23 protein-coding genes and 1 pseudogene are annotated in these 26782 nt (G+C 68.8%); 16 read left to right on the plus strand and 8 right to left on the minus strand.

Annotated features, from left to right (window positions below):
- Nucleotides 1-218 precede the first annotated feature (218 nt).
- The 3 genes from I6H87_RS29675 (at nucleotide 219) to I6H87_RS29685 (ending at nucleotide 3820) form a co-directional block, all read left to right on the plus strand.
- Nucleotides 219-1598 (plus strand): amino acid permease, encoded by a 1380-nt coding sequence (locus tag I6H87_RS29675; RefSeq protein ID WP_010810971.1) that lies wholly within the window; start codon nucleotides 219-221, stop codon nucleotides 1596-1598.
- 80 nt (nucleotides 1599-1678) lie between these two features.
- Complete coding sequence (locus I6H87_RS29680) at nucleotides 1679-2668, plus strand: hypothetical protein (protein WP_011617686.1); 990 nt, start codon at nucleotides 1679-1681, stop codon at nucleotides 2666-2668.
- A gap of 9 nt (nucleotides 2669-2677) precedes the next feature.
- Nucleotides 2678-3820, plus strand: a complete 1143-nt coding sequence (locus I6H87_RS29685) for a glycosyltransferase (protein WP_011617687.1) — start codon at nucleotides 2678-2680, stop codon at nucleotides 3818-3820.
- 15 nt (nucleotides 3821-3835) lie between these two features.
- On the opposite strand, the gene hpnA is transcribed toward I6H87_RS29685, so the two are convergent.
- Complete coding sequence (gene hpnA, locus I6H87_RS29690) at nucleotides 3836-4843, minus strand: hopanoid-associated sugar epimerase (RefSeq protein WP_011617688.1); 1008 nt, start codon at nucleotides 4841-4843, stop codon at nucleotides 3836-3838.
- Between the two features lie 208 nt (nucleotides 4844-5051).
- Here hpnA and ispH point away from each other — a divergent pair, with 208 nt between their 5' ends.
- The 6 genes and pseudogenes from ispH (at nucleotide 5052) to I6H87_RS29720 (ending at nucleotide 11897) form a co-directional block, all read left to right on the plus strand.
- On the plus strand, nucleotides 5052-6065 hold the full coding sequence (gene ispH / locus I6H87_RS29695; protein ID WP_010810967.1) for a 4-hydroxy-3-methylbut-2-enyl diphosphate reductase: 1014 nt from the start codon (nucleotides 5052-5054) through the stop codon (nucleotides 6063-6065).
- Nucleotides 6066-6086: 21 nt separating this feature from the next.
- On the plus strand, nucleotides 6087-7256 hold the full coding sequence (gene hpnH / locus I6H87_RS29700) for an adenosyl-hopene transferase HpnH (RefSeq protein ID WP_010810966.1): 1170 nt from the start codon (nucleotides 6087-6089) through the stop codon (nucleotides 7254-7256).
- A gap of 11 nt (nucleotides 7257-7267) precedes the next feature.
- A pseudogene (gene hpnI / locus I6H87_RS29705) lies at nucleotides 7268-8350 on the plus strand (bacteriohopanetetrol glucosamine biosynthesis glycosyltransferase HpnI); the annotation flags it as partial.
- Nucleotides 8351-8616: 266 nt separating this feature from the next.
- On the plus strand, nucleotides 8617-10041 hold the full coding sequence (gene hpnJ / locus I6H87_RS29710; protein ID WP_010810964.1) for a hopanoid biosynthesis associated radical SAM protein HpnJ: 1425 nt from the start codon (nucleotides 8617-8619) through the stop codon (nucleotides 10039-10041).
- A 38-nt stretch (nucleotides 10042-10079) separates the two neighbouring features.
- Entirely contained in the window at nucleotides 10080-10883 is an 804-nt protein-coding gene (gene hpnK, locus I6H87_RS29715) for a hopanoid biosynthesis-associated protein HpnK (RefSeq protein WP_081225814.1), read from the plus strand.
- A gap of 9 nt (nucleotides 10884-10892) precedes the next feature.
- Nucleotides 10893-11897 (plus strand): lysylphosphatidylglycerol synthase domain-containing protein, encoded by a 1005-nt coding sequence (locus tag I6H87_RS29720; RefSeq protein ID WP_037024770.1) that lies wholly within the window; start codon nucleotides 10893-10895, stop codon nucleotides 11895-11897.
- Between the two features lie 13 nt (nucleotides 11898-11910).
- On the opposite strand, the gene I6H87_RS29725 is transcribed toward I6H87_RS29720, so the two are convergent.
- Nucleotides 11911-12555, minus strand: a complete 645-nt coding sequence (locus I6H87_RS29725; protein WP_011617691.1) for an MlaC/ttg2D family ABC transporter substrate-binding protein — start codon at nucleotides 12553-12555, stop codon at nucleotides 11911-11913.
- A 171-nt stretch (nucleotides 12556-12726) separates the two neighbouring features.
- On the opposite strand from I6H87_RS29725, the gene hpnN reads away from it, so the two are divergent.
- Both hpnN and I6H87_RS29735 read left to right on the plus strand, forming a co-directional pair.
- Nucleotides 12727-15363, plus strand: coding sequence for a hopanoid transporter HpnN (hpnN, locus tag I6H87_RS29730; RefSeq protein WP_011617692.1), 2637 nt, complete (start codon nucleotides 12727-12729; stop codon nucleotides 15361-15363).
- 40 nt (nucleotides 15364-15403) lie between these two features.
- Nucleotides 15404-16198, plus strand: a complete 795-nt coding sequence (locus I6H87_RS29735; protein ID WP_010810959.1) for an MlaA family lipoprotein — start codon at nucleotides 15404-15406, stop codon at nucleotides 16196-16198.
- A gap of 9 nt (nucleotides 16199-16207) precedes the next feature.
- Here I6H87_RS29735 and I6H87_RS29740 read toward each other — a convergent pair whose 3' ends face one another.
- A complete protein-coding gene (locus tag I6H87_RS29740) occupies nucleotides 16208-16642 on the minus strand; it encodes an FKBP-type peptidyl-prolyl cis-trans isomerase (protein WP_010810958.1) in 435 nt (144 codons plus the stop codon).
- 217 nt (nucleotides 16643-16859) lie between these two features.
- Between I6H87_RS29740 and I6H87_RS29745 the strand changes: the two genes are divergently transcribed.
- The 3 genes from I6H87_RS29745 (at nucleotide 16860) to I6H87_RS29755 (ending at nucleotide 19149) form a co-directional block, all read left to right on the plus strand.
- Nucleotides 16860-18188 carry a tetratricopeptide repeat protein gene (locus tag I6H87_RS29745; RefSeq protein WP_011617693.1) on the plus strand — a complete coding sequence of 443 codons (1329 nt, stop codon included), beginning with the start codon at nucleotides 16860-16862 and terminating at the stop codon, nucleotides 18186-18188.
- A 61-nt stretch (nucleotides 18189-18249) separates the two neighbouring features.
- Entirely contained in the window at nucleotides 18250-18621 is a 372-nt protein-coding gene (locus I6H87_RS29750; protein WP_011617694.1) for a DUF6152 family protein, read from the plus strand.
- Between the two features lie 15 nt (nucleotides 18622-18636).
- Nucleotides 18637-19149: a DUF6644 family protein gene (locus tag I6H87_RS29755; RefSeq protein WP_010810955.1), complete on the plus strand. Its 513-nt coding sequence runs from the start codon at nucleotides 18637-18639 to the stop codon at nucleotides 19147-19149.
- Between the two features lie 12 nt (nucleotides 19150-19161).
- On the opposite strand, the gene copD is transcribed toward I6H87_RS29755, so the two are convergent.
- Genes copD through I6H87_RS29775 form a run of 4 tightly spaced genes read right to left on the minus strand, consistent with a single transcriptional unit; the run spans nucleotide 19162 to nucleotide 23386 of the window.
- On the minus strand, nucleotides 19162-20094 hold the full coding sequence (gene copD / locus I6H87_RS29760; RefSeq protein ID WP_010810954.1) for a copper homeostasis membrane protein CopD: 933 nt from the start codon (nucleotides 20092-20094) through the stop codon (nucleotides 19162-19164).
- Nucleotides 20095-20481: a copper homeostasis periplasmic binding protein CopC gene (gene copC / locus I6H87_RS29765; RefSeq protein ID WP_010810953.1), complete on the minus strand. Its 387-nt coding sequence runs from the start codon at nucleotides 20479-20481 to the stop codon at nucleotides 20095-20097. It abuts the gene before it with no gap.
- A gap of 35 nt (nucleotides 20482-20516) precedes the next feature.
- Nucleotides 20517-21515, minus strand: a complete 999-nt coding sequence (locus I6H87_RS29770; protein ID WP_010810952.1) for a copper resistance protein B — start codon at nucleotides 21513-21515, stop codon at nucleotides 20517-20519.
- Nucleotides 21516-21541: 26 nt separating this feature from the next.
- Entirely contained in the window at nucleotides 21542-23386 is a 1845-nt protein-coding gene (locus tag I6H87_RS29775) for a copper resistance system multicopper oxidase (RefSeq protein ID WP_011617697.1), read from the minus strand.
- 165 nt (nucleotides 23387-23551) lie between these two features.
- Between I6H87_RS29775 and I6H87_RS29780 the strand changes: the two genes are divergently transcribed.
- Together I6H87_RS29780 and I6H87_RS29785 are read left to right on the plus strand one after the other, a co-directional pair.
- Nucleotides 23552-24247 carry a heavy metal response regulator transcription factor gene (locus I6H87_RS29780; RefSeq protein ID WP_010810950.1) on the plus strand — a complete coding sequence of 232 codons (696 nt, stop codon included), beginning with the start codon at nucleotides 23552-23554 and terminating at the stop codon, nucleotides 24245-24247.
- Nucleotides 24244-25623, plus strand: a complete 1380-nt coding sequence (locus tag I6H87_RS29785) for a heavy metal sensor histidine kinase (RefSeq protein ID WP_011617698.1) — start codon at nucleotides 24244-24246, stop codon at nucleotides 25621-25623. Before I6H87_RS29780 ends, I6H87_RS29785 begins: the two co-directional genes overlap by 4 nt.
- Here I6H87_RS29785 and I6H87_RS29790 read toward each other — a convergent pair.
- Nucleotides 25613-26659, minus strand: coding sequence for a LysR family transcriptional regulator (locus tag I6H87_RS29790; protein WP_011617699.1), 1047 nt, complete (start codon nucleotides 26657-26659; stop codon nucleotides 25613-25615). The genes I6H87_RS29785 and I6H87_RS29790 overlap by 11 nt on opposite strands.
- Nucleotides 26660-26782 lie beyond the last annotated feature (123 nt).

Consider the following 26782-nt stretch of genomic DNA (forward strand, 5'->3'; position numbering starts at 1 on the left):
TCCATCGAGCCACACGATTGCGCGCGGGGGTGTCGCCGCTCAGGTCGTCAGCAATTTTTCCTGATTTTCACCACGAATTCAGCAACAAATACCCGCGTTATCTGATTAACCTGCCCGCTATTTTCCGTTTACGGCCCGCCGCGGACGAGAAAATAGCTGCTCCCGCCGGCCCCACGAAGGCCGGCGCGGCCTTTCTGATGACACGGAGACAACGACACATGAGTGCAAGCGCAGAACATCTGCAACGCGGCCTGGGCGAACGGCATATCCGGCTGATGGCGCTGGGTTCGGCCATCGGCGTGGGCCTGTTCCTGGGCGCCGGCAATGCCATCAAGATGGCCGGCCCCGCCATCATGCTGGGCTACCTGATCGGCGGCGCGGTGATCTTCCTGATCATGCGCGCGCTGGGCGAAATGGCCGTGCACAACCCGGTGGCCGGCTCGTTCTGCCGCTACGCGCAGGACCACATGGGCCCGCTGGCCGGCTACCTGACCGGCTGGAACTACTGGTTCCTGTGGCTGGTGACCTGCGTGGCGGAGATCACCGCCGTGGCCATCTACATGGGCATGTGGTTCCCCGACGTGCCGCGCTGGATCTGGGCGCTGGCCGCGCTGGCGGCAATGGGCTCGGTCAACCTGATGGCGGTCAAGGCCTATGGCGAGTTCGAGTTCTGGTTCGCCATGATCAAGATCGTCACCATCGTGCTGATGCTGATCGGCGGCGGCGCCATGATCGTGTTCGGCTTTGGCAACGGCGGTATCGCCACCGGCATCTCGAACCTGTGGGCGCACGGCGGTTTCATGCCCAACGGCGCCTCCGGCGTGCTGATGTCGCTGCAGATGGTGATGTTCGCCTACCTCGGCGTGGAGATGATCGGCCTGACCGCCGGCGAGGCGCGCAACCCGAAGAAGTCGATCCCTGACGCGATCAACTCGGTGTTCTGGCGCATCCTGATCTTCTACGTGGGTGCGCTGTTCGTGATCCTGTCGCTGTACCCGTGGAACGAGATCGGCGCCCAGGGCAGCCCCTTCGTGCTGACTTTCGAGCGGCTGGGCATCAAGACCGCCGCCGGCATCATCAACTTCGTGGTGCTGACCGCGGCGCTGTCGTCGTGCAATGGCGGCATCTTCAGCACCGGGCGCATGCTGTACAACCTGGCGCAGCAGGGCCAGGCGCCGCAGGCCTTTGCCAAGGTCGACCGCAATGGCGTGCCGCGCCGCGCGCTGCTGGTGTCGATCGCCGCGCTGCTGTGCGGCGTGCTGCTCAATTACCTGGTGCCCGAGCAGGTCTTCGTCTGGGTGACGGCGATTTCCACCTTCGGCGCGGTCTGGACCTGGGCCATCATCCTGGTCACGCAGATCCAGTTCCGCCGCAGCCTGTCGGCGGCCGAGCGCAAGGCGCTGGCCTTCCGCATGCCGTTCTGGCCCTATGGCTCCTACATCGCGCTGGCCTTCCTGGCGCTGGTGGTGGCGCTGATGGCCTACTTCCCGGAGACCCGCGTGGCGCTGTACGTGGGCCCGGGCTGGCTGGTGCTGCTGACGGTGTGCTACTACGCGCTGGACATGCGCTCGCGCGGGCCAGTCAGCTACCGCGCCTGAGCTTGCCGTAGCCAGCGGGGTGCGCCGGCCGGCGCGCCTCGCTACAATGGCTCCCGGGCAATCCAACGCCAGGGGGCCGAATGTCCGAGACCACTGAGGTTGCTGGCAACGCGGCGGCTGCGCCGCCGCGCAACAGCGCCGCCGATGCCGAGGCCCGCGCCATCGCGGTTGCCGATACGGTCGCGCGCACTGCCGTCGAGCAGGCCGACCATGCCATGCGCCACTGGACCGACCCCACCGCGGGGCCGGTACGCATCGGCTCCGCGCAGCACCTGCAGATGTTCTGCAATATGCTGCTGCAGACCCACAACCCCTACAAACCCGCCGTGATCGACTGGCCGAAGCTGTCGCCGGAGGCCCTGCACCGCGTCACCTCGCTGCCGATCTGGGATATCGCCGTGCAGACCGAGGGCCGCGCCTCGATCCGAGTCAAGACCTTTGCCCAGACCGTCAGCGATCCGCTGCTGCGCATCGCGCTGGAAATGGACGGCGGCGAAGAGGCGCGCCACAAGGTGGTGCTGTCGAAACTGGTCGAGGCCTACGGCATCGCGCTCGCGCCCGAGCCTGACTACCCGCCCCCGGACGATCCGGAATGGGGCTGGCTGGTTACCGGCTACAGCGAGTGCATCGACAGCTTCTTCGCCTTCGGCCTGTTCGCCGCGGCCAGGCGCTCCGGCTTCTTCCCCGCCGAGCTGGTCGAGACCTTCGAGCCGGTGATCCAGGAGGAAGGCCGGCATATCCTGTTCTTCGTCAACTGGGCCGCCTGGTACCGGCGCACCCTGCCGTGGTGGCGCCGTCCGCTGTTTGCGCTGAAGGTGGCGCGGGTGTGGGCCTTCCTGGTCTGGGAGCGCATCGGCATCGCGCGCGGCATCGACACCGACGGCGTGGCCCAGGACGCCAACTTCACCATGAACGGCTCGGCGGCGCTGGGCGAAGCCCTGACGCCGGGCGCGATGATCGACCTGTGCCTGGCCGAGAACGACCGGCGCATGGCCGGCTACGACGCGCGCCTGCTGCGCCCGGAAACCGTGCCGCGGCTGGCCCGGCTGGCGCGGCGCTTCGTCAAGTAGGGCCGGCCCATGCACCTTGCGTTGGCATTGTCGCTGCTGTCGCTGGCGGTCTGGCTGGTGCTGATCTTTGCCCGCGCGGGCTTCTGGCGCGTGCGCAAGCCGGCTGCCGCACCGGATCCCGCAGCCTGGCCGGAGGTGGTCGCGGTCATCCCCGCCCGCAACGAGGCCGACGTGATCGGCCGCGCCGTGGCCGGCGTGCTGGGCCAGCGCTACCGGGGCCGGCTGGCGCTGGTGGTGGTGGACGACCACAGCCAGGACGGCACCGCCGATATCGCCCGCGCCGCCGCCGCGGCCACCGCGCGCCCGCGGGGGCTGACCGTGATCGGCGCTCGCGAGCTGCCGGCCGGCTGGAGCGGCAAGGTCTGGGCGCAGTCCGAAGGATTGGCCGCGGCCGACGGCATCGCCCCGCAGGCCCGCTACGTCTGGCTGACCGATGCCGATATCTGGCACGGCCCCGGCGTGCTGGCCGGTCTGGTGGCGCGCGCCGAGCACGAACGGCGCGACCTGGTCTCGCTGATGGTCCGGCTGCGCTGCGAATCCGCCTGGGAACGGCTGATCGTGCCGGCCTTTGTCTTCTTCTTCGCCAAGCTCTACCCCTTCGCCCGCGTGCGCGATGCCCGCTGCCGCGTGGCGGCCGCGGCCGGGGGCTGCATGCTGGCCAGCCGCGCGGCGCTGGCGCGCATTGGCGGCTTTGCCGCCATCCGCGGCGAGCTGATCGACGACTGCGGCCTGGCCGCGCGCATCAAGCCCGGCGGCGCGATCCGGCTGGACCTGGCCGACGACAGCGTGTCGTTGCGGCCCTACAACGACTGGCGCAGCCTGTGGGACATGATCGCGCGCAGCGCTTATACGCAATTGCGCTACTCGCCGCCGCTGCTGGCCGGCGCGGTGGCGGGCATGGTGCTGACCTACCTGGTGCCGCCGGTGCTGGCGCTCGGCTGGCGGCTGTGGCCGGCATGGCTGGCCTGGGGCGCGATGACCCTGGCCTACCTGCCGATGCTGCGCGAATACCGGCAGCCGGCGTGGCTGGCGCCGCTGCTGCCGGTCACGGCGCTGTTCTACCTGGGGGCAACCATCGACTCGGCACGGCGCTACTGGCTGCGGCGCGGCGGGCAGTGGAAGGGCCGGGCGCAGGCGCCGGTGCGGTCCTGAGCGCTCCCTGCCAGCTTAGCGCTTGTCGAGATACCCCTGCGCCCGGAACCACTCCAGCGCGTCCCGCAAACCCTCCTGGTATGGCCGCGGCTGATAGCCCAGCACCTTGCGCGCCTTGTCTGATGTAAAGAACATCCGGTACCGGGACATATTGAGTCCATCTACAGTGATGAACGGCTCCTTGCCGGTAAAGCGTGCCGCCGCCTCCGCCCCGTACGCCAGCGGGTACAGCGGCCAGCGCGGCAGCTGCATGGTCGGCGGGCGCCGGCCGCACAGCTGCGCGATGTCACGCAGCATCTGCTGCAGCATCACGTCCTGGCCGCCCAGGATGTAGCGCTCGCCGGCCTGGCCGCGTTCCAGCGCCAGGAAATGCCCTTCGGCCACGTCATCCACATGCGCCAGGTTCAGGCCGGTATCGACAAAGGCGGGGATCTTGCCCGTGGCCGCCTCGACGATGATGCGCCCGGTCGGCGTCGGCCGCACGTCGCGCGGGCCGATCGGAGTGGACGGGTTGACGATGACCGCCGGCAGGCCGCGCTCGGCCACCAGTTTTTCGACCACGCGCTCGGCCAGCACCTTGCTGCGCTTGTAGGCGCCGATGGCCTCGTGCGGGCGCAGCGCCGCGGTCTCGTCCACCGGCGCCCGCGCGCCGGCCACGCGCAGCGTCGCCACGCTGCTGGTATAGACCACCCGCTCGACGCCGGCCTGCTGCGCGGCCTCCATCACGGCCAGGGTGCCGTCGACGTTAGTGCGCACGATCTCCTCGGGGTCCGGCGCCCACAGCCGGTAGTCGGCGGCCACATGGAACAGGTAGCGCACGCCCTGCAGCGCGGCAGCCACCGCGCCGGCGTCGCGCATGTCGCCTTCCGCCACGCTCACCGGCAGCCCGGCCAAGTTGGCGCGCGGGCTTTGCGGGCGCACCAGCACGCGCACCCGGAAGCCGCGTGCCAGCGCCCTGCGCACCACCGCCGAGCCCAGAAAGCCCGAGGCGCCTGTCACCAGCACGTCATCGTTTTTCGTCATAAGCCCGTTTTCCCGTGAGGCGGAGTCGCCCCGGGCCAGCCTCGCGCTGGCCAAGGCGACTCCAGACAAAGCCGGCGTGTCGGGTATATAGTAACCACCGTGCGACGGAAATGTGATCTGCGGTGGATCTCCGGTGGATGCCGGTGCATTTCCTGTCCCGCCATCCCAAACACTGAAACCCGTTGCAAAGGGTCGGGGGGCTTACTCTATGCAGGTGATTCTTGCTCAGCCCCGGGGCTTCTGCGCTGGCGTGGTGCGCGCGATCGAGATCGTCGACCGCGCCCTCGTCAAGCATGGCGCCCCGGTGTTCGTGCGGCATGAGATCGTGCACAACAAGCACGTCGTAGAGGGACTGAAGGACAAGGGGGCGCGCTTCGTCGAAGAACTGGACGAAGTCCCGACCGGCGCCGTGACGATCTTCAGCGCGCACGGGGTCTCGCGCGAGGTCATCGCCGATGCCAGCCAGCGCCAGTTGCATGCCATCGACGCCACCTGCCCGCTGGTGATCAAGGTCCATACCCAGGGCCGCCAGTACGCGGCCAGCGGCCGCACCGTGATCCTGATCGGCCATGCCGGCCACCCGGAAGTGGAAGGCACCATGGGCCAGATCCCGGGCAAGGTGATCCTGGTGCAGAACGAGGCCGAGGTCGCGCAGCTGGACCTGCCCGCCGACACCCCGGTCGCCTATGTCACGCAGACCACGCTGAGCGTGGACGACACCCGCAATATCATCGCCGCGCTCGGGCGCCGCTTCAGCAACCTGGTCGGTCCCGATACGCGCGATATCTGCTACGCCACGCAGAACCGCCAGAGCGCGGTGCGCGACCTGTGCAAGCTGGCCGACGTGATCCTGGTGATCGGCGCGACGAACAGCTCCAACTCCAACCGCCTGCGCGAGATCGGCACTGAAAGCGGCGTGCCCAGCTACCTGATCGCCGAAGGCGCCGAGCTGGACCCCGCCTGGGTGCGCGACGCCAACGTGGTGGGCATCACCGCCGGCGCCTCCGCCCCCGAGGAAATGGTCGAGGACGTGATCAACGCGCTGCGCCGGCTGGGCCCGGTGGATGTCACCACCATGGCCGGGCGCGAGGAACATGCCGAGTTCCGGCTGCCGCCCGAACTGGCCGACGTAAAGCCGCAATCGGCCCCGCGCAAGGCCGGCAAGGAACCCGCCGCAGTCGCGGCCGCACCGGCCACCGCCAACGAGAATATCGCCGGCTGAACCCAACCAGAGGAAGCTGCCTTGGCTATTCCGCTACTGCAGGTCGCCCGCGTGGGCGCCTACATCGTCGGCAAGCATCTGTCGCGACAGAAGCGCTATCCGCTTGCCCTGATGCTGGAACCGCTGTTCCGCTGCAACCTGGCGTGCTCAGGCTGCGGCAAGATCGATTATCCGGATCCCATCCTGAACCAGCGCCTGTCGGTGCAGGAATGCCTGGAGGCGGTGGATGAATGCGGTGCCCCGGTGGTGTCCATCGCCGGCGGCGAGCCGCTGCTGCACAAGGACATGCCGCAGATCGTGCAAGGCATCATCGCGCGGCGCAAGTTCGTCTACCTGTGCACCAATGCGCTGCTGATGGAAAAGAAGCTGGACCAGTACCAGCCCAGCCCGTATTTCATCTGGTCGGTGCACCTGGACGGCGACCGCGAGATGCATGACCGCTCGGTGTGCCAGGAAGGCGTGTACGACCGCTGCGTCGAGGCAATCCGGCTGGCCAAGCAACGGGGTTTCCGCGTCAATATCAACTGCACGCTGTTCAACGATGCCCAGCCCGAGCGCGTGGCGAAGTTCTTCGACTCGGTCAAGGCGCTGGGCGTGGACGGCATCACCGTGTCGCCTGGCTATGCCTATGAACGCGCGCCGGACCAGCAGCACTTCCTGAACCGCGGCAAGACCCGCCAGCTGTTTCGCGACATCCTCAGCCGCGGCCGCGCCGGCAAGAACTGGGCCTTCAGCCAGTCGACGCTGTTCCTGGACTTCCTGGCCGGCAACCAGACCTACCACTGCACCCCGTGGGGCAACCCGGCGCGCACCGTATTCGGCTGGCAGCGTCCGTGCTACCTGGTGGGCGAGGGCTATGCCGCCACCTTCCGCGAGCTGATGGAAGAAACCGACTGGGACGCCTACGGCACCGGCAACTACGAGAAGTGCGCCGACTGCATGGTCCACAGCGGCTATGAGGCCACCGCCGTGGCCGACACCTTTGCCCATCCGCTCAAGGCGCTGGGCGTGAGCCTGCGCGGCGTGCGCACCAGCGGGCCGATGGCGCCCGATATTGCGCTGGACCGGCAGCGGCCGGCGGAATACGTGTTCTCGCGCCACGTCGAGATCAAGCTCGAGGAAATCCAGCGCGCGAAACCGCGCGCCAACCGGCCGCGGCCGGCCGAGGCCAACGCCGCGGCCACGCACTGACCGCACTACCGATGGCCGCGGAACTTGCCGCCACCCTCCCAGGCGCTGCGCTGACCTGCGTGTCGGCGGCCTATGCGCTGGCCGCGGCCTGGCTGTCGCATCGCGCGCCGGCGGCAAGCGGCGGCACCGCGACGACGCCGGTCAGCGTGCTCAAGCCGCTGTGCGGCGCCGAGCCCCGGCTGTACGAGAACCTGGCCACGCTGTGCCGGCAGCGGCATCCGTCGTTCCAGCTGGTATTCGGCGTGCATGCCGCGGACGATCCCGCCATCGCCGTGGTCGAACGGCTGCGCCGCGACTTCCCGGCGTGCGACATCGCGCTGGTGGTCGATCCGCAAGTGCACGGCACCAACCTGAAAGTCAGCAACCTGGTCAACCTGTTCGCACAAGCGAAGCACGATGTGCTGGTGATCGCCGACAGCGATATCGCCGTGCCGCCCGACTACCTGGCGCGCGTGACCGCGCCGCTGGCCGACGCCGGCGTGGGCGTGGTCACCTGCCTCTACCGCGGCAATCCGACTGGCGGGCGGTGGTCGCGCATCGGCGCGCAGTTCATCAACGACTGGTTCGCGCCGTCGGTGCGCATCGCCCACGCGGGCGGCTCGCAACGCTTTGCCTTTGGCGCGACGATTGCGCTGCGGCGGGATGCGCTGGTTTCGGTCGGCGGGTTCGAGGTATTGGCGGACCGGCTGGCGGATGACTTCTGGCTGGGCGAGCTGACGCGGCGACAAGGGTTGCGCACGGTGCTGTCAGACGTGGTGGTCAGCACCGATGTCACCGAGGAACACTTTGCCGACCTTTGGCGGCATGAGGTGCGCTGGCTGCGCACGATAAGGTCGCTCAATCCGCTGGGTTTTGCCTTCACCTTTATTACCTTCACCTGGCCGATGCTGGTGCTGGGCGTATTGCTGGCGCCGCTCCCTGCTGTTCTTGCCCTGGCGACCCTCGGCGTGATCGCGCGCAGCATGATGGCGGGCAGCGTGGCCGCTGCGTTGCGCGCGCCGTTGCGCGATGCGATGCTGCTGGCCGGCTGGGCCGTTGCGCTGACGGGCAAGCGCGTGCGGTGGCGCGAGCAGGTGCTGCCGGTACATGATGGGCAGCACTCCGGGCGAGCGCCTGCCCTCTCCCCCGCCCCTCTCCCGCAAGCGGGCGAGGGGAGAAAACAGGCGGACAGGGAGCCGCCATCGCGTTATTCCGCACGCCGTCCTGCGGCAGCGTCCGTTGATGTGACGACGTTGAACGCAGCGGCGGTTCGCTCCCCTCTCCCGCCTGCGGGAGAGGGGCCGGGGGAGAGGGCCGGCGTATCCACGAAGTCCCCACCCCCAACCCCACCCTTCACCGGCATCCATCCCCAGAGGCCGCAATGAAAAAAACCCTGTTCCTCCAGGCCCCTTCCTTCGACGGCTTCGACGGCGGCGCGGGCTCGCGCTACCAGGCCAAGCGCGAGATCAAGTCGTTCTGGTACCCGACCTGGCTGGCGCAGCCCGCCGCACTGGTGCCGGGCAGCCGCGTGCTCGACGCACCGGCCGACGGCCTGACCGTGCAGCAGACGCTGGATATCGCCGCGGACTATGAACTGGTCATCATCCACACCAGCACGCCCTCGTTCCCCACCGACGCCAAGTTCGCCGAGGAACTGAAGCAGCGCAAGCCGGACGTGATGATCGGCATGGTCGGCGCCAAGCCCGCAGTCGATCCGGGCGGCACGCTGGGTGCCAGCGAGGCCATCGACTTCGTCTGCCGCGAGGAGTTCGACTACACCTGCCAGGACGTGGCCGCGGGCAAGCCGCTCCAGGACATCCTGGGCCTGTCCTATCGCTTGCCGGACGGCTCGCTCGAACACAACGGGCAGCGCCCGATGATCGAGAACATGGACGAGCTGCCCTTCGTGGCGCCGGTCTACCAGCGCGACCTGAAGATCGACAACTACTTCATCGGCTACCTGAAGCACCCCTATGTGTCGATCTACACCGGCCGCGGCTGCCGTTCGCGCTGCACCTTCTGCCTGTGGCCGCAGACCGTGGGCGGGCACCGCTACCGCACGCGCTCGGCCGAGAGCGTGATCGCCGAGGTCAAATGGATCAAGGAGAACATGCCCGAGGTCAAGGAGATCATGTTCGACGACGACACCTTCACCGACTTCAAGCCGCGCGTGGAAGAGATCGCGCGCGGGCTGGGCCAGCTGGGGGTCACGTGGTCCTGCAATGCCAAGGCCAACGTGCCGTACAGCACGCTCAAGATCATGAAGGAGAACGGCCTGCGCCTGCTGCTGGTGGGCTATGAGTCCGGCGACGACCAGATCCTGCTGAACATCAAGAAGGGCCTGCGCACGGACATCGCGCGCCGCTTCACCGAGGACTGCCGCAAGCTGGGCATCCAGATCCACGGCACCTTTATCCTGGGCCTGCCGGGCGAGACGCGCGAGACCATCGAGAAGACCATCGAGTACGCCAAGGAAATCAACCCGCACACCATCCAGGTGTCGCTGGCCGCGCCCTACCCCGGGACCACGCTGTACCGGCAGGCGGTGGAGAACGGCTGGCTCGAGGAAAACAAGGTCATCAACCTGGTCAACGACCAGGGCGTGCAGCTGGCCGCGATCAGCTATCCGCACCTGTCCAGGGAAGACATCTACCACGGCGTGGAGACCTTCTATAAGCGCTTCTACTTCCGCCCCGGCAAGATCTGGGAAATCGTGCGCGAGATGCTGGGCAGCTGGGACATGATGAAGCGGCGCCTGCGCGAAGGCGTGGAGTTCTTCCGCTTCCTGCGCTCGCACGAGGCCTGATCCTGGCCCACGCGCTTTCCTGTGCCTCGCAACGCGCGCTGATCGTCACCGCCGACGACTTCGGCCTGCACCCCGCCGTCAATGAGGCGGTGGAGCTGGCCCACCGCGACGGCGTGCTCAATGCCGCCAGCCTGATGGTGGGCGCGCCCGCCGTGGCGGATGCGGTCGAGCGCGCGCGCCGGCTGCCGTCGTTGCGCGTGGGGCTGCACGTGGTGCTGGCCGACGGCCCGGCCACGCTGCCGCGCGCGCGGATCCCCGACCTGGTCGACGCCGAAGCCCGCTTCGGCTCGGCCATGGCCCTGGACGGCTGCCGCTTCTTCTTCCTGCCGCGCGTGCGCCGCCAGCTGGCGGCGGAGATCCGCGCGCAGTTCGAAGCCTTTGCCGCCACCGGCCTGCCGCTTGACCACGTCAACACGCACAAGCATTTCCACCTGCACCCCACGGTGCTGTCGCTGATCCTGTCGATCGGGCGCGACTACGGCCTGCGCGCGATGCGCCTGCCGCGCGAGCAGGGCGCGCCGTTGCCGCTGCGCCCCTGGCTGGCGCTGCTGCGCCGGCGCCTGGACCGCGCCGGCATCGCGCACAATGACTACGTGGTCGGCATCGCGCGCAGCGGGCAGATGGACGAGGCAGCCCTGCTGCAGGCGCTGGCGCAGTTGCCCGCGGGCGTGGGCGAGATCTACCTGCATCCGGCCGTGATCTCTGGCGAGGCCATTACCGCATCGATGCGCGGCTACCGCCACGCCGACGAGCTGGCCGCGCTGCTGTCGCCGCGCGTGCGCGCCGCGCTGGAGCGCGCGGCCAACCGGCGCGGCGGCTTTGCCGACGTGCTGGTGCCCTGATTGTTCAAGATGAAACGCATTGCTTACCTGACCGGCCTGATCGGGCTGCTGGCGCTCACCGCACTGGTGATCCACCAAGGCGCCAGCGACATCGCCGCCATCGTGGCGCAGGGCGGCTGGCTGCTGCTGTTGCTGGTGCCCCTGCATGCACTGCCGCTGCTGCTCGATGCGCAAGGCTGGCGCGTCCTGCTGACCTCGGCCGACCCCGAGGAGAAGGCGGGGCTCGGTTTCCTGTGGTGGGTCGCCACGGTGCGCGAAGCGGTCAACCGCCTGCTGCCGACGGTGGGGGTCGGCGGTGAACTGGTCGGCATCCGCCTGACGCGGCTGCGCATCCGCGACACCACCGCCGTCACCGCCAGCATCGTGGTTGAAGTGATGCTGACACTGTTCTCGCAGTACCTGTTCTCGGCCATGGGGGTGCTGCTGCTGGTGGCCGCGCTGCAGGACAGCGGCGGGGCCTGGATCATCCTGGCCGGGCTGCTGCTGTCATTGCCGGTGCCGGTGCTGTTCGCGCTGTCGCTGCGGCACACCGCGATCTTCGAGAAACTGGAAGGCGCGGCGCGCAAGCTGTTTGGCGAAGATCACCGCATCGTCGCCTTGATCGACGGTGCGCGGCTCGATGCCCATATCCGCGCGCTCAACCGGCGCCGGCGCGAGCTGCTGGCGGCACTGGGCTGGCAACTGGCAGGGCTGGTCAGCGGCACGCTGGAGATCTGGCTGGCGCTGATGCTGCTGGGCCATCCGGTGCCGGTCTGGCAGGCGCTGGCGATCGAATCGCTGACCCAGGCCGCGCGCCACGTGGCCTTCTTCGTGCCGGCCGGGCTGGGCGTGCAGGAAGCGGTGGTGATGCTGCTGGGGCAGGTGCTGGGGATGGATGCGCAGGTCTCGCTGGCGCTGGCGCTGGTCAAGCGCGCGCGCGAGATCCTGTTCGGCGTGCCCGCGCTGCTGTCATGGCAATGGGTGGAGCTGCGCCACTGGCGGCGCAGCCGGCACACGGGCCACGCCTCGCCCTGATGGCGTGCGGCGCTCAGGCGTCAGACGCCTGGCGCGCGTTATGGGTGGTCAGGTACTTCACCAGCCCGTCGACCCCGCTGCGCGCGACGATGTCCGCAAACTGCTTGCGATACACCTCGATCAGCCACGCCCCCATCATATTGATGTCATAGATCTTCCAGCCGTTGGCTGTGCGCTGCAGCCGGTAATCGATCTGCATCTCGTCGGCATTGTTGATCACACGCGTCTGCACCACCACATCGGTGGCGCCGCTGCCGGACTTGACCGGCTGGTAGCGGAACTTGACGCTCTGCTCGCGCAGTTGCGCCAGCGACACCGCATAGCTGCGCACGAGCAGCATCTGGAACTGCTCATGGAGCTGTTGCTGCTGCTCCGGCGTGGCCGTGCGCCAGGCACTGCCCAGCGCCAGCCGCGTGGTGCGCTGGAAATCCGTGTAGGGCAGGAACTGCTTCTGCACCACCGCGGTAATCTTGGCGAGGTCGCCGGCGCGGGTGTCGGGATTGGACTGGATGGTGCCGATCACGCCCTCCACCGCGGCCTGCACCAGCCGCTCGGGGCTGGCGCGCAGGTCGCCGGGCTGGACTGCCTGGGCGTGCGCTACGGAAACCATGGCCACCGCCGCAAGCGGCGCCAGGGGAAGCAAACCGTGAATCGTCATCGATATGAGAACCAGGAAGGACGGTGAAGCGGCGCCGGCGCTGCAGCGCCGATGCCAGGCTGACAGTTTATAGCGGATCGGCCTGAATCGCGGATGCCCGGGCCGCGCATGCCGCATGCGCCACGCTGCCAGCCGATATACTCGCGGTTCGTGCTCCTTCCGGATCCGCCCATGCTGACTTCGCTGCTGACACGCATTGTCCGGCTTGCCACTGCCTGGCCGTGGCGCGTCATCATCCTGGCGGCATTGCTGACCGCCGTCAGCGGCGTCTACGTGGCCCGCAACTTTGCGATCAACACCGACATCGGCCGCCTGCTGGAATCCGACGCCCCCTGGGCGGTGCGCGATGCCGCCATCGGCGACGCCTTTCCCCAGCGCAACCAGTTGATCCTGGCGGTGGTGCAGGCGCCCGCGACCGAGCTGGCCGATGCCGCCGCCGACGCGCTGGCCGAGGCGCTGCGCCGCCAGCCGGCACGCTTCACCGCGGTCAGCCAGCCCGGCGGCGGTGCGTTCTTCGCGCGCAACGGATTGCTGTTCGCCAGCACCGATGAAGTGCGCCAGCTCACGCAACAGCTGATGCAGGCGCGCCCGCTCGTCAACGCGCTCGCGCATGACCCGACCCTGCGCGGCCTGTCCGATCTCCTCGCCACCACGCTGGCGCTGCCGCTGCAGATGGGGCAGGTAAAGCTGGGCGACATGGCCAGGCTGCTGGGCAGCAGTGCACGGACACTAGACCAGGTGCTGGCCGGCAAGCCCGTCGCGCTGTCCTGGGCAGGGCTGCTCGACGACAGCCTCAAGCCCGGGCCCGATGGCCAGGTCTACAGCTACATCGCGCTCAGCCCCGTGCTGGACTACAGCGACCTGCAGGCCGGGGCCGCCGCCTCGCGCGCGATCCGGCAGGCGGCGGCCGAGCTGCAGCTGGCGCAGCGCTACCAGGCCACGGTGCGGCTGACCGGCCCGCAGGCGCTGGCCGACGATGAATTCGCCTCGGTCAGCGACGGCGCCGTGCTCAACGGCGTGCTGACGGTGCTGGTGGTGGTGCTGATCCTGTGGCTGGCCTTGCGCTCGGCGCGGCTGATCGTTGCGGTGCTGGCCAGCCTGTTTGCCGGGCTGCTCATCACCGCCGCGCTGGGGCTGGCCATGGTTGGCGCGCTGAACATGATCTCGGTGGCGTTCGCGGTGCTGTTCGTCGGGCTGGGGGTGGACTTCGGCATCCAGTTCGGCGTGCGCTACCGCGCCGAGCGCCATGACCGCGACCATATCGTCGAAGCGCTGGGGCTGGCCGCGCGCGCGGTGGGCGCTCCGCTGGCGCTGGCGGCCGCGGCCACGGCGGCGGCGTTCTTCTGCTTCCTGCCCACCGACTACCGCGGCGTGGCCGAGCTGGGGCTGATCGCCGGCGTGGGCATGATGGTGGCATTCGCCACCACCTTCACGCTGCTGCCGGCGCTGATCTGCGTGCTCAAGCCCGGCGGCGAGCCCGAGGCGCCGGGCTTCGCGTGGCTGGCGCCCGCGGACCGGTTCTTCGACCGCTATCGCAAGCCGGTGCTGCTGGTCACCCTGCTCGCGATCCTGGCAGGCGCGCCGCTGCTGCCGCACCTGCGCTTTGACTTCGACCCGCTGCACCTGAAGGACCCCAGGTCCGAATCGATGGCCACGCTGCTGGCGCTCAAGGACGCGCCGCAGGCCGGCACCGACGATGTCAGCGTGCTGGCGCCTTCGCTGCCGGCCGCGCGCGATCTGGCCGGCAAGCTGGCGGCGCTGCCCGAGGTGGCGCGCGCGGTCACGCTGCAGACTTTCATCCCCGCAGACCAGCCGCCCAAGCTGCAGGCCATCGGCCAGGCCTCGGCCGCGCTGATGCCGGCGCTGACGCAGCCCACCGCCACGCCCGCCACCGACAGCGCGCGCGTCAGTGCGCTGCGCAATGCCGCGCGGCAGCTGGCCATCGCCGCCGACGAGCATCCCGGTCCGGGCGCGGCCGAAGCCGCGCACCTGTCCGCCACGCTGAAGCAGCTGGCGGCCGCCGACGCCGCCACGCGCGACCGCGCCGAGCGCGCCATCGCCGTGCCGCTGCAGCTGGCGCTGGCACGGCTGAAGCTGGCGCTGGGCCCGCAACCCGTCAGCGAGCAGACGCTGCCGCCCGAACTGGTGCGCGACTGGATCACGCCGGACGGGCGCGCGCTGGTCAACGTCAGCCCGAAGCTGCCGCCGCCCGCCAGCGCACAGCGCGAGGCCGCGCTGGACCGCTTCATCACCGCGGTGCAGCGCGTGGAGCCGACCGCCACCGGCGGGCCGATCGCGATCCGCGGCTCGGCCGATACCATCATGGCCGCCTTTGCGCAGGCCGGCATCTGGGCGGTGGTGTCAATCACCATCCTGCTATGGATCACGCTGCGCCGCTTCGGCGATGTGCTGCGCACGCTGATACCGCTGCTGGTTTCGGCCATCGTCACGCTGGAATTGTGCGTGCTGTTCGGCATTGCGCTGAACTTTGCCAACGTGATCGCGCTGCCGCTGCTGCTGGGCGTGGGCGTCGCGTTCAAGATCTACTACGTGATTGCCTGGCGGCACGGCAAGACCCAGCTGCTGCAGTCCAGCCTGACGCACGCCGTGCTGTACAGCGCGGCCACCACCGCCACCGCTTTCGGCAGCCTGTGGCTGTCGCAGCATCCCGGCACCGCCAGCATGGGCAAGCTGCTGGCGCTGGCACTGGCGTGCACGCTGGTCGGCGCGGTGTTCTTCCAGCCGATCCTGATGGGCCGCCCGCGCGAAGGCGCCCATCACAAACATGACAAGGCCGCCCGGTCATAATCACAAACCCGATGCGGCCGACCCCGACCCCCTTCGTACAATGCCTTTACGCCAGCGCGCTACATCCGTTGCCACCACCGCCATTGCCGCCGCCCTGCTCGCCGGCTGCGCCACCGGCCCGCAAGCCAGTCCCGACGATCCGCTCGAGCCGATGAACCGCGCGGTCTTCACCGTCAACGACAAGCTCGACCAGTACGTGGCCGTGCCGGTGGCCAAGGGCTACAAGGCGGTCACGCCGGAGCCGGTGCGCACCGCGGTCACCAATTTCTATTCGAACATCGCGGACATCGGCAACTTTGCCAACAACCTGCTGCAGGGCAAGGGCGTTGAGGCAGCGGAGAGCTTCATGCGGGTCGCGATCAATTCCGTGCTGGGTATCGGCGGACTGATCGACATCGCCACGCCCGCCGGGCTGCAGAAGCATTCGCAGGATTTCGGCCTGACGCTGGGCACGTGGGGCGTGCCGTCGGGACCCTACCTGGTGCTGCCGCTGTTCGGCCCCAGCTCATTCCGCGACGGCGTGGGCCTGTATGTGAATTTCCAGTTCGACCCGACCACCTATGCCGAGCCGGCGGTGCGCAATTCGCTGTTCGGGATGAACGTGGTGGACGTGCGCACCAACCTGCTGGGCGCCACCGACCTGCTGAAGCTGGCGGCGCTGGACAAGTACGCCTTTGTGCGCGATGCCTACCTGCAGCGGCGCCGCTACCTGCTGGGAGAGAACACGTCGCTGCCGGACTACGACGAAGACGACGACGGCGGCACGGCCGCAGCACCCGCCGCGGAGGCGCCGGCGGGCACGCCTGCGCCCGCGCAGCCGCAGGCGCCGCGCTGACGCGGGGTCTTAGCCGCCGATCCCCAGCAGCACCACCTCGAAGGTAAGCGTGGCGTTCGGCGGAATCGTGCCCGGCACGCCGCGCGCGCCGTAGGCCGTGGCCGGCGGGCAGGTCAGCTTGGCCTTGCCGCCCACCTGCATCGCCTGCACCCCTTCGGTCCAGCACGGGATCACGCGGTTGAGCGGGAACGAGATCGGCTGGCCGCGCTTGTACGAGCTGTCAAACTCGGTGCCGTCGGCCAGCGTGCCGCGGTAGTGGACCTGCACCGAGTCGGTGGCCTTGGGCGAGGCGCCATTGCCCTTGATCAGGTGCTGGATGGTCATGCCCGACGCCAGCGTCTGCGGCGCCGCAGCGGGTGCGGCCGGGGCCGAGGCGGCCGGGGCGGCAGCGGAGGCGGCGCAGGCCAAGGTCAGGGTGCCGAGGAAAAGCGCAAGTGTTTTCATGGGAAACCTGGTCGTGAGGTCGTGATTGGGGATGCGGCAGTTTAACCGACACACGGCAACGATATGGCGGCAGCGGCATATAGCGCACAACGCACCCCGGCCGTGCGCCTTGCGGCAGGCATGGTGCGGCGCACCCCGCCGCATCCGTTACACGGGGCGTTTTGCCGTCTACGATGGTTCGTGACAGCCCCGCTGCCGCGGGCGCACGGAGATTGCCATGGCACTCACGGATTCACGGGACCTTCCGGTCTCGACCCAGAACGCCCGCTCGGTCGAGCAGTATGAGACCGCCCTGCAACTGCTGAACGGCTACTACGGCGACCCGCTCGCCGCCATCGACACGGCGCTGGCCGCCGACCCCGACTTCGCCATGGGCCACGCGCTGCGCGCCGCGCTGATGGTCACCTCTGGCGACGGCATGGCCGAGCCCATGCTGCGCCAGAGCGTCGAAGCCGGCGAAGCCCGGCACGCCCGCGCCAACGACCGCGAGCGCCGCCACATCGCCGCGGCACGGGCCTGGCTGGACGGCGAGTTCGAGCGCTCGGTCCGGCTCTACGGCGATATCGTGATCGACTATCCACGCGACCTGCTGGCGATCCAGACCGCGCATCTCGGCGACTTCCTGCTGGGGCAGTCATCGATGCTGCGCGACCGCGTGGCGCAGGCGCTGCCGCACTGGGATGCCGGCATGCCGGGCTACGGCTACCTGCTCGGCATGCATGCCTTCGGCCTGGAAGAAACCCAGCTCTACGAGCGCGCCGAGGAAAGCGGCCGGCGCGCGCTCGAGCTCAATCCGCGCGACCCGTGGGCCGTGCACGCGGTGGCGCACGTGATGGAGATGCAGGGCCGGCTGGACGACGGTATCGCCTGGCTGGACGGGCGCCGCGACGACTGGTCCGACGACAATATGCTGGCCGTGCACAACTGGTGGCACCTGGCATTGTTCCAGCTGGAAGCGGGCAGGACCGACGAGGTGCTGGCGCTGTACGACCGCTATATCAAGCGCCCCGCGCCGGCGATCGCGCTGGACCTGGTGGATGCCTCCGCGCTGCTGTGGCGGCTGCACCTGCGCGGCGTGGACGTGGGCCGGCGCTGGCAGCCGGTGGCGGACGACTGGCTCGGCCGCGGCGCGGCCGGCTACTACGCCTTCAACGATGTCCATGCCGTGATGGCCAGCCTGGGCGCGCACCGGCCCGCTGCCGCCGACCAGGTCCGCGCCGCGCTGGAGCGCGCCGCCCTGGGCAACGGCACCAATGCCATGATGTCGCGCGATGTGGGGCTGCCGGTGGCCGATGCCCTGATCGCGTTCGACCAGGGCGATTACAGCACCGCCATCGACCTGTTGATGCCGGTGCGCCTGATCGCCCACCGCTTCGGCGGCAGCCATGCACAGCGCGACATCGTCAGCCTGACCCTGCTCGAGGCGGCGCTGCGCGGCCGCCGCAGCAACCTGGCGATCGCGCTCACGGCCGAACGCGCCGCGCTCAAGCCCATGAGTCCTAGCCTGCACCGGCTGGTGCAGCGCGCCGACTCGTGCCGCGCATAAGTCTCCCTGCCGCGGCCGGGATCGGCGCCTATACTGCACCTGTCCTGACCGGAGACCACCCATGCCCAGCTTCCGCGCCCTGTTCCGCCCCGCCCTCTTTGCCGCCAGCGCCGCGCTGGCGCTGGCGGCCGTGCCGGCCATTGCCCATCACGGCTGGTCCACCTACGACGAGACCAAGCCGCTGACGCTGACCGGCAAGATCGTCGAGAGCCACTACGAGAACCCCCACGCGCATATCCGCATCGATGCCGGCGGCAAGCGCTGGCTGGCCGTGCTGGCACCCGTGTCGCGGATGGAGGCGCGCGGCGCCACCGGCGACAAGGTGGCCGTGGGGCGCGAGGTCACGCTGGTCGGCTACGCCAGCAAGGAAAAGGCCGACGAGCTGCGCGCCGAGCGCATCACCGTGGACGGCAAGACCGTCGAGTTGCGCTGAGCGGGCGCGCGCCGCATGTCGGTGCTGTTCGCGCAATGGACGGAGTGGGCCGGCGCGCTGGCGCGGCTGCCGTTCCCGATGGCCCTGCGCAGTTCGGCCTGGGCCTATCCCGCGGTAGAGATCGTCCACCTGGCCGGCATGGCGCTGCTGTTCGGCTCCATCTTCGTGGTCGACATGCGCCTGGCCGGGCTCGGCCGGCGGCTGCCGGTGAGCCTGCTGTTGCGCCATGCGCTGCCCTTCACCGTCGGCGCCTTCATTGCGGTCGCGGCCAGCGGCGTGCTGCTGTTCCTGGCCCATGCCGATGAGCTGGCCGCCAATCCCGCGTTCCTGGCCAAGCTGTGCCTGATTGCACTGGCGCTGGCCAATGTGCTGTGGTTCCACTTCGGTCCCTATCGCAGCCTGCATGCCGGGCAACCGGGCTGGGACAGCGGCGTCGCGCCGCCGGCCGGCGCGCGCGTCAGCGCCATTGTCTCGATGGTGACGTGGTCGCTGGTGATCTGCGCCGGGCGTCTGATTGCTTATGTCTGATGGCCGCGGGACTCACGGCGGCGCCGGAGACAGCATCCCCAGCATGGCTACCAGGGCCATCACCAGCGCGGCGGCGCACGCCTCCAGCAGCAGGCTGCGCCGCAACGCCAGCGTCGCCGCCCGATGCTCCCCGGCCTGCACCGCCAACGCCAGCCGCGGGCTCAGGCGGAAGCGGTTCGCGGCAGCCAGGCCAAGCATCGCCACGAACAGCGCGAGTTTTGCGACAAGCAGCCCGCCATAGGACATCGGCGCAAGATCCGGCAGCGCCGGGCCCACGATGAACCAGTAGTTGAGCGCGCCGGTCAGCAGCAGCGTGGCAACAATGATGGTGCCGATACGGGCAAACCCGTTCGAGGTGCGGCTCAGCAGCACCACCGCCGCCCGGTCCGATACCGGCCGCGCCAGCGACAGCAGCACGAACGCGGCCAACGCGCCGACCCAGGCGCCGGCGGCCAGCAGGTGCGCCACGTCGGCGCTCAGGTGGAGATAGCGCAAGGCGCCCTCATGCATCGCGCCGTGGCCGCCCCAGGCCAGCGTCGCCAGCGCAATCCCGCCGAACCCGGCCAGCGCAGTGAAGCGCGCGCCCGGCCGCCTGCGCCAGGACACGCAGGCCAGCACGAACAGCAGCAGGGCCGCCAGGCGCACCGACCACGCCAGCCCGAAATCCGTCCCTGTGACGATCATGGCGAAGACGTGGGCCTGCAACGCGGCGTAGTCGGACTCCCCTGTCATGGCCAGCGCCATCACCACAAGGGCAGCCAGCGAAAGCCCGATGCCGGCGATGGCGCAGCCCAGCGCAAGCGCCTGGCAACGCTTTGCAAAGCGTGAGGCCCGTTCCCCCCGATGCAGCGCATAGGTGCAGAACAGCGGCAGCCCGAACAGCAAGGCCAGGTCGAAATAGAGCGCCAGGCGCAGCCCGGCGGCCACCCAGTCCGGCTGCTGCAATCACTTCACCGTGAAGGCAATCTTGCCGTTGACGGGATGGGTATCGGACGACACCGCCCGCCAGTCCACCCGATAGCTGCCCGGCGGCAGCGGCTGCGTGGGCGTGATCACCATGGTCTTGGGGTCGTCGCTGCCGGAGACTTTCACGGCCATTTTCATCGGCGCATGGTCAGCCATGCCCGGCATGCCGGTCATCACCAGGTTGGCGCCGGAAAACTGGGTGACCAGGCTCTCGGAGAACTGCAGTTCGATCTTCTGCGGCGCGGCCACCTCGGCCTTGTCCGCCGGCGTGGACGACACCAGCTTCGGGTGCGCGAAGGCGATGCTGCTGGCCAGCGCGGCGGTTGCGGCAAGCAGGGTCTGGATCAGGGGGCGATTGGCATGCATGGTTGTCTCCGCTTGGGGATGATGAAGTTGTGGTGTCAGAACCAGACCCGGACACCGGCGACGAAACGCGTTTCGCCCGCCTTGCCGCCAGAGGTCCGGATCATGTCGGCGGTATTGCCGAAGGTCTGGTAGCGCTCCACGCCGATATACGGCGCGAACTGCCGGCTGAACTCATAGCGCAGCCGCAGCCCCACGGTGCCGTTGGACAAGCCGCTGCCGATGCCCACCTCCGGGTCGTTCTTGCCATAGAGGTTGGCTTCGATGCGTGGTTGCAGGATCAGGCGCTGCGTCAGCAGCAATTCGTATTCGGCGGACAGCCGCAGCGCGGTGCGGCCGCTGGTGCCGACATAGGCAGTGGCATCGACCTCGAACCAGTACGGCGCCAGCCCCTGCACCCCGAACGCCAGCCAGTTGCGCGCCGGGCGCCCGCTGCCGGTGTCGTTGCGCAGGCCCAGTTGCGTATCCCAGTAGCTGGCCACGGCGTGTCCCCACAGCAGCTCGGTGCGGGCCTCGTGCAGCTTGCCCTTCGACGCTTCGCCCTCGGCCTTGAGCACCAGCTTGTCGTAGCTGTTGCCGAACCACGCCTGCGCTTCATAGGCGGCGGCATTGCTGCCATTGGCGTGGGCCCACTCCAGGCGGTCGACCAGCACCGAGGCGAACAGGTGCTCGTCGGCCATCACCAGCTGGCGTTTGTCGCCCAGCGCGTACTTGCCGACGCCCAGCTGGTAGCCGCCGGAATAGGCATGCGGATCGCGGGCGTCGGGCGGCGCGCTGCCGCCCTGCATCTTCATGTCGCCGTGGTCCATGGCAGGGGCGGCCATGCCCTGCGTGTCCGGCGTCGGCGCACCGCCACCGTCCATGGTCTGGATCCCGTCCTGCTCCATGCCCTGCATCTGCCCATGGTCCATGCCCTGCATGGCGGCCGGGGCATCGTGCTGGTGCGCATGGCCGGCATGCGGGTCCTGCGCCTGGGCTGCGCCGATTGCGGTCAAGGCCAGCGCCACGGCCAGTATCGTCTTCTTGTGCCTGTGCATGGAGATTGCGAATTCAGGTTGAACCATCACGCCACCACCACTTCGCGGAACATGCCCGCATCCATATGCAGCATCAGGTGGCAATGCCAGGCCCAGCGTCCCAGCGCATCGGCGGTGACCAGGAAGCTGATGCGCTGCGCCGGCTGCACCGGGATGGTGTGGCGCCGCGCCTGGAAGCTGCCGTCCGGCGTTTCCAGCTCGCTCCACATGCCATGCAGGTGCATGGGGTGGGTCATCATGGTGTCGTTGTGCAGGATCACGCGCAGCCGTTCGCCGTGCTTGAAGTGGATCGGCGTCGACTTGCCGAACTCGACGCCGTCGAAGGACCAGGTGTAGCGCTCCATATTGCCGGTCAGGTGCAGCTCGACCTCGCGCCCGGGGCCGCGCGCATCCATGGCGCCGCCGATGGTGTGCTGGTCGGCCAGGGTCAGCACGCGCCTGCCGTTGTTGCGCAGGCCGATGCCGGGATCGTCCAGGTAGGTGCGGGCCATGTCGACGCGCATGTCGGTGCCCGGACCGTATTCGGTGCGGGCGTGGCGGGCGGTCTTGCTGGGGACCTTGAGCGGGTCGGCGGCGGCCATGGCGTGCTGGCTGTGGTCCATGCCGGCGTGGTCCATGCCCTGCATCGGCGTGGCGCCGTGCTGCATGCCGCCGTGTCCCGCATGACCGCCATGCCCGCCGTTGCCCGTCATCGCGCCCATCATGTCGGTCATGGTCAGCCATTCGGCCCGGTCTAGCGCGGGCACCGGCGCCGCCAGCCCTTCCCTGACCGCCAGCGTGCCGCGCGCATAGCCGGTACGGTCCATCGATTGCGCGAACAGCGTGTAAGCGTCGTCGCGCGGTTCGACAATCGCATCGCAGGTCTCGCCGGGGCCGAAGCGGAATTCATCGACCGTGACCGGTTCGATATCCTGGCCGTCGACCTGCACCACCCGCAGCTTCAGCCCGGGGATGCGCACGTCATAGAAGGTGTTGCCCGAGCCGTTGATAAAGCGCAGGCGCACGGTCTCGCCACGCCGGAACAGCCCAGTCCAGTTGCCGGCCGGCGTGACGCCGTTGGCCAGGTGCGTGAGCGTGGCGCTGGACAGGTCGGCCAGGTCGGTCGGGCTCATCCGCATCTGGTTCCACATGCTGCGCTTGTCCAGCGCCTGCTTCAGCCCGTCGCGCGAGACGTCGCGGAAGAAGTCGACCACGGTCGGCTGGTTGTAGTTGTAGTAGTCGCCCTGGACCTTGAGCTTGGTCAGCACCCGCATCGGATCTTCGTCGGTCCAGTCCGACAGCAGCACGGTGTGGTCGCGGTCGGCCCGCACACTTTCCTGGCCCGTGGCCGGATCGATGACGATGCCGCCGTACACACCGGTCATTTCCTGGAAGCCCGAATGCGAGTGGTACCAGTAGCTGCCGGTCTGCGCGACCTTGAAGCGGTAGGTGAAGGTCTGGCCGGGCGGGATGCCGGCAAAGCTGATGCCCGGCACGCCGTCCATCTCAAACGGCAGGATGATGCCGTGCCAGTGGATCGAAGTGGCCTCGCGCAGGCGGTTGGTCACGCGGATGGTGACCGTGTCGCCCTCGCGCCAGCGCAGCGTCGGGCCGGGCAGCATGCCGTTGATGGTGGTGGCAATGGCCGGCTTGCCGGTAAAGTTGACCAGCGACTCGCCGATCACCAGGTCGAACTCGGTGCCGCGCAGGACCGGCGCCGAGCCGGAGCCGGCCGGGGCAGCCTGCCCGGCGCGCTGGCCCACATGCTGCGCCCACGCGCTGCCGCCGACGCCAGCAAGGCTGGCCACCACGCCGCCGGCAACCAGCCCTTGCACGAAGCGGCGGCGGGGTAAATCGGGCAGCACAAGGCGGGTACTGGGGTGGCGTCGCATGTCATCAGTCCTGGTAGAAAGCATGCCAAGCGTAGCCAAGGCCACCCTACGCACGTCTGACCGGAACATGACATTGCGGTAATCTTCCGGTCATGTTGGCGCCCGCGTTGCCGGCGTAGAGTTGCCGGACCCTGCCCAAAGGGCCGATCGATCAAGGAAAGTGCTGTGAAACTGCTAGTGGTGGAGGACGAGTCCAAGACCGGCGAATACCTGCGCCAGGGGCTGACCGAGGCGGGCTTTGTCGTCGACCTGGTGGCCAACGGGCTGGACGGCCAGCATCTGGCGATGACCGAGCCCTATGACCTGGTCATCCTGGACGTGATGCTGCCGGACGTAGATGGCTGGCGCATCGTGCAGGCGCTGCGCGCGGCGGAGATCGCCGTGCCGGTGCTGTTCCTGACCGCGCGCGACAGCGTGGCCGACCGCGTCAAGGGGCTGGAGCTGGGTGCGGACGACTACCTGGTCAAGCCCTTCGCCTTTTCCGAGCTGCTCGCGCGGGTGCGCACGCTGCTGCGCCGGGGCACGGCGCAGATGGCGCTGGACCGCATCCAGGTGGCCGACCTGGTGCTGGACCTGGGCCGCCGCCGGGCCACGCGCGCCGGGCGCCGCATCACGCTGACCAGCAAGGAGTTCGCCTTGCTGGAACTGCTGGCGCGCCGCCGCGGCGAAGTGCTGCCGCGCTCCTTGATCGCCTCGCAGGTGTGGGACATGAACTTCGACAGCGACAGCAATGTCATCGACGTCGCCATCCGGCGCCTGCGCGCGAAGATCGACGATGAGTTCGAGCCCAAGCTGATCCAGACCGTGCGCGGCATGGGCTATGTGCTGGAAGCCCCCGAGGCAGCGGAGAACGCTGAATGAAGGTCCGGATGTCGCTGACGGCACGGCTCACCATCCTGTTCTCGCTGTCGTCGGCCGCGGTGCTGCTGGGGCTGGGCGTGCTGATCTGGCTGGCGATCGACAATCATTTCGCCGACGAGGACTACGCCGTGCTGGGCGACAACGTGCGGCTGATCCAGAAGATCGCGGGCGAAGGCCCGGCGGCGTCGCTGGCGCAACGACTGGGCCCGGTGCTGGAACACCATGCCGGATTCCTGGCCGAAGTGCGCGCCGCGGACGGCAAGCGCCTGTATGCCACGCAGGACTTCGACTTCGGCATGGCCCTGGCCGCCGCCGCGCAACTGCCGGCGCAGCGGCATGCCTTCACCTGGGAACAGGGTGGCCAGACCTACCGCGGCATGCGTGCGCTGGCGCAGGTGCCGCCCGGACAGCCGGGGCCGCTGCAGGTCGTGGTCGGCATGGACACGGCACTGCATGCCCACTTCATGCACGCCTTCCGCCAGTCGCTGGCCTTCTACGCCGCGCTGGCCGCGCTGGCGAGCGGGCTGCTGGGCTGGTGGGCCGCGCGCCGCGGGCTCTCGCCATTGCGCACCATGGCCTCGCGCGCGCGCACTGTCACCGCGCACAAGCTCGACGAGCGCATGCCGGTCGATGCCGTGCCGGTGGAAATGGCCGACCTGGCCGCGACGCTCAACGCCATGCTGGAACGCCTGCAGCGCGATTTCGCGCGCCTGTCGGAGTTCTCATCGGACCTGGCGCACGAGCTGCGCACGCCGATCACCAACCTGATGACGCAAACCCAGGTGGTGCTGTCGCAGCCGCGCGATGCGGACAAGTACCGCGACGTGCTGGCGTCCAACGTGGAAGAGCTGCAGCGGCTGTCGCGCATGGTGTCGGACATGCTCTACCTGGCGAAGATGGAGCACGGCATCACCCTGCCGAACGCCGAGCCGATCGAGGTCGCTGATGAGGTCGCTGCGCTGTTCGATTTCTACGATGCGTTGGCTGAGGACAAGGGTGTGCGCATGGCCGTGCGCGGCAGTGGCCGCATCACCGGAGACCGGCTGATGCTGCGGCGGGCGCTGAGCAACCTGCTGTCGAATGCGCTGCGGCATACGCCGGCGGGCAAGGGCATTGTGGTGGAGATCTTGCCCGCTGCCGAAGGGGTGACGGTGGTCGTCGAGAACGAAGGCGAGACCATCCGGCCTGAACTGCTGCCCTCGCTGTTTGACCGGTTCTTCCGCGCGGACAAGTCGCGGGCGCGGCCCGAGTCCGATGGTGCGGGGCTGGGGCTGGGGCTGGCGATCACGCAGGCGATTGTGGCTGCGCATGGCGGGGGCATTGGAGTGGAGTCGGAGGGGGGGCGGACGCGCTTTGTCCTGACGTTCAGGGCGTAGGGAGTGAGGGAGACTGCGCCGTGCCAGCGCTGATCGCATCCGCCGGCAACCCAGGCAGCATGGCGCGTATCGCGGGGACGAGCTCCCGCGTGAGCACCGTCCGCGTGATCCGGGCAATGTCTTCGGCAAGGTCGGACCATTCCGCCATTCGGCAAAGCAGGTAAAAATCGCGCTGGCCCAGCCGCGATGACGGGATCGGCACCAGCTCGACCTGATCCAGCCACACCCGCGATTGCCAGAGGCAAAGGGGCGTGCTGACGGCCCACCCAAGTCCCGCAGCCACCAGGCTCAGCAGCGGATCGGTCGCATCGAACTCGAATCGACGTGCCGCTTCCACGCCGATGTGGCGCAGGTATCGCTCGACTTGCTGGCCGATGACCGAGCGCTGCGTGTACCGGATCAGCGGCAGATCGCCGACACGGTCGGCGAGGTCTTGCGCCTTGGACAACGGCAGTACATGGCTGCCTTTGGGAAATACGGCCACCCAGCTTTCGGAAAACAGAAGTCGCTGGGCAATGCGTGCTTCGGCTACCGGCACTTCGGTGCAGATCGCCAGGTCCAGCTCCCGGCCCAGCAGCTGGGCATTCAGGCCCGGGGTCAGGCCAGACCATAGCTGCATTTGCCTGGCAGACCCTGACAGCCCGCGAATCAACGCCGGCCCCAACGTCGCTGCAAAGGAGTCCACACAACCGAGCCGTATCTGGGCGTGGTCCAGCCGCACGCGCTTGCGCAACTCCTCATCCACATGCCGGGCCTCGGCCAGCAGGCGGTCCGCCATCTCCAGCAGGATGTTCCCTGCGCGCGTGGGCCTGGCAGGCCGCACTTCCCTGTCGAACAGCTGGATCCCGTATTCGACTTCGAGTGAGCGGATCATCTGGCTGACCGCGCTTTGGCTGACGCCGAGCCCTTGTGCGGCAAGGGCCATGGAACCGGATTCACAGACAGCCATAAAGACCTGTAGCGCGTGCAGGTCGGGCACGCGCGCGCGGCGCCGAGTCGGGGAAATCGCGGAGGGCATGGGAGCGGACTTGGCCATGGGCTTGCCTGCAACAGGGAGCGGTGTCGGCCACTATAACTTAAGCAAATCTAAATTTTTCTATAAATATCTCTTCAACTAAGGCTCCGGGGCTGCCGTCGCTCCTAGGCTTGCATCCAGTTC

The organism is Cupriavidus necator (assembly GCF_016127575.1).
GTDB lineage: Bacteria > Pseudomonadota > Gammaproteobacteria > Burkholderiales > Burkholderiaceae > Cupriavidus > Cupriavidus necator_D.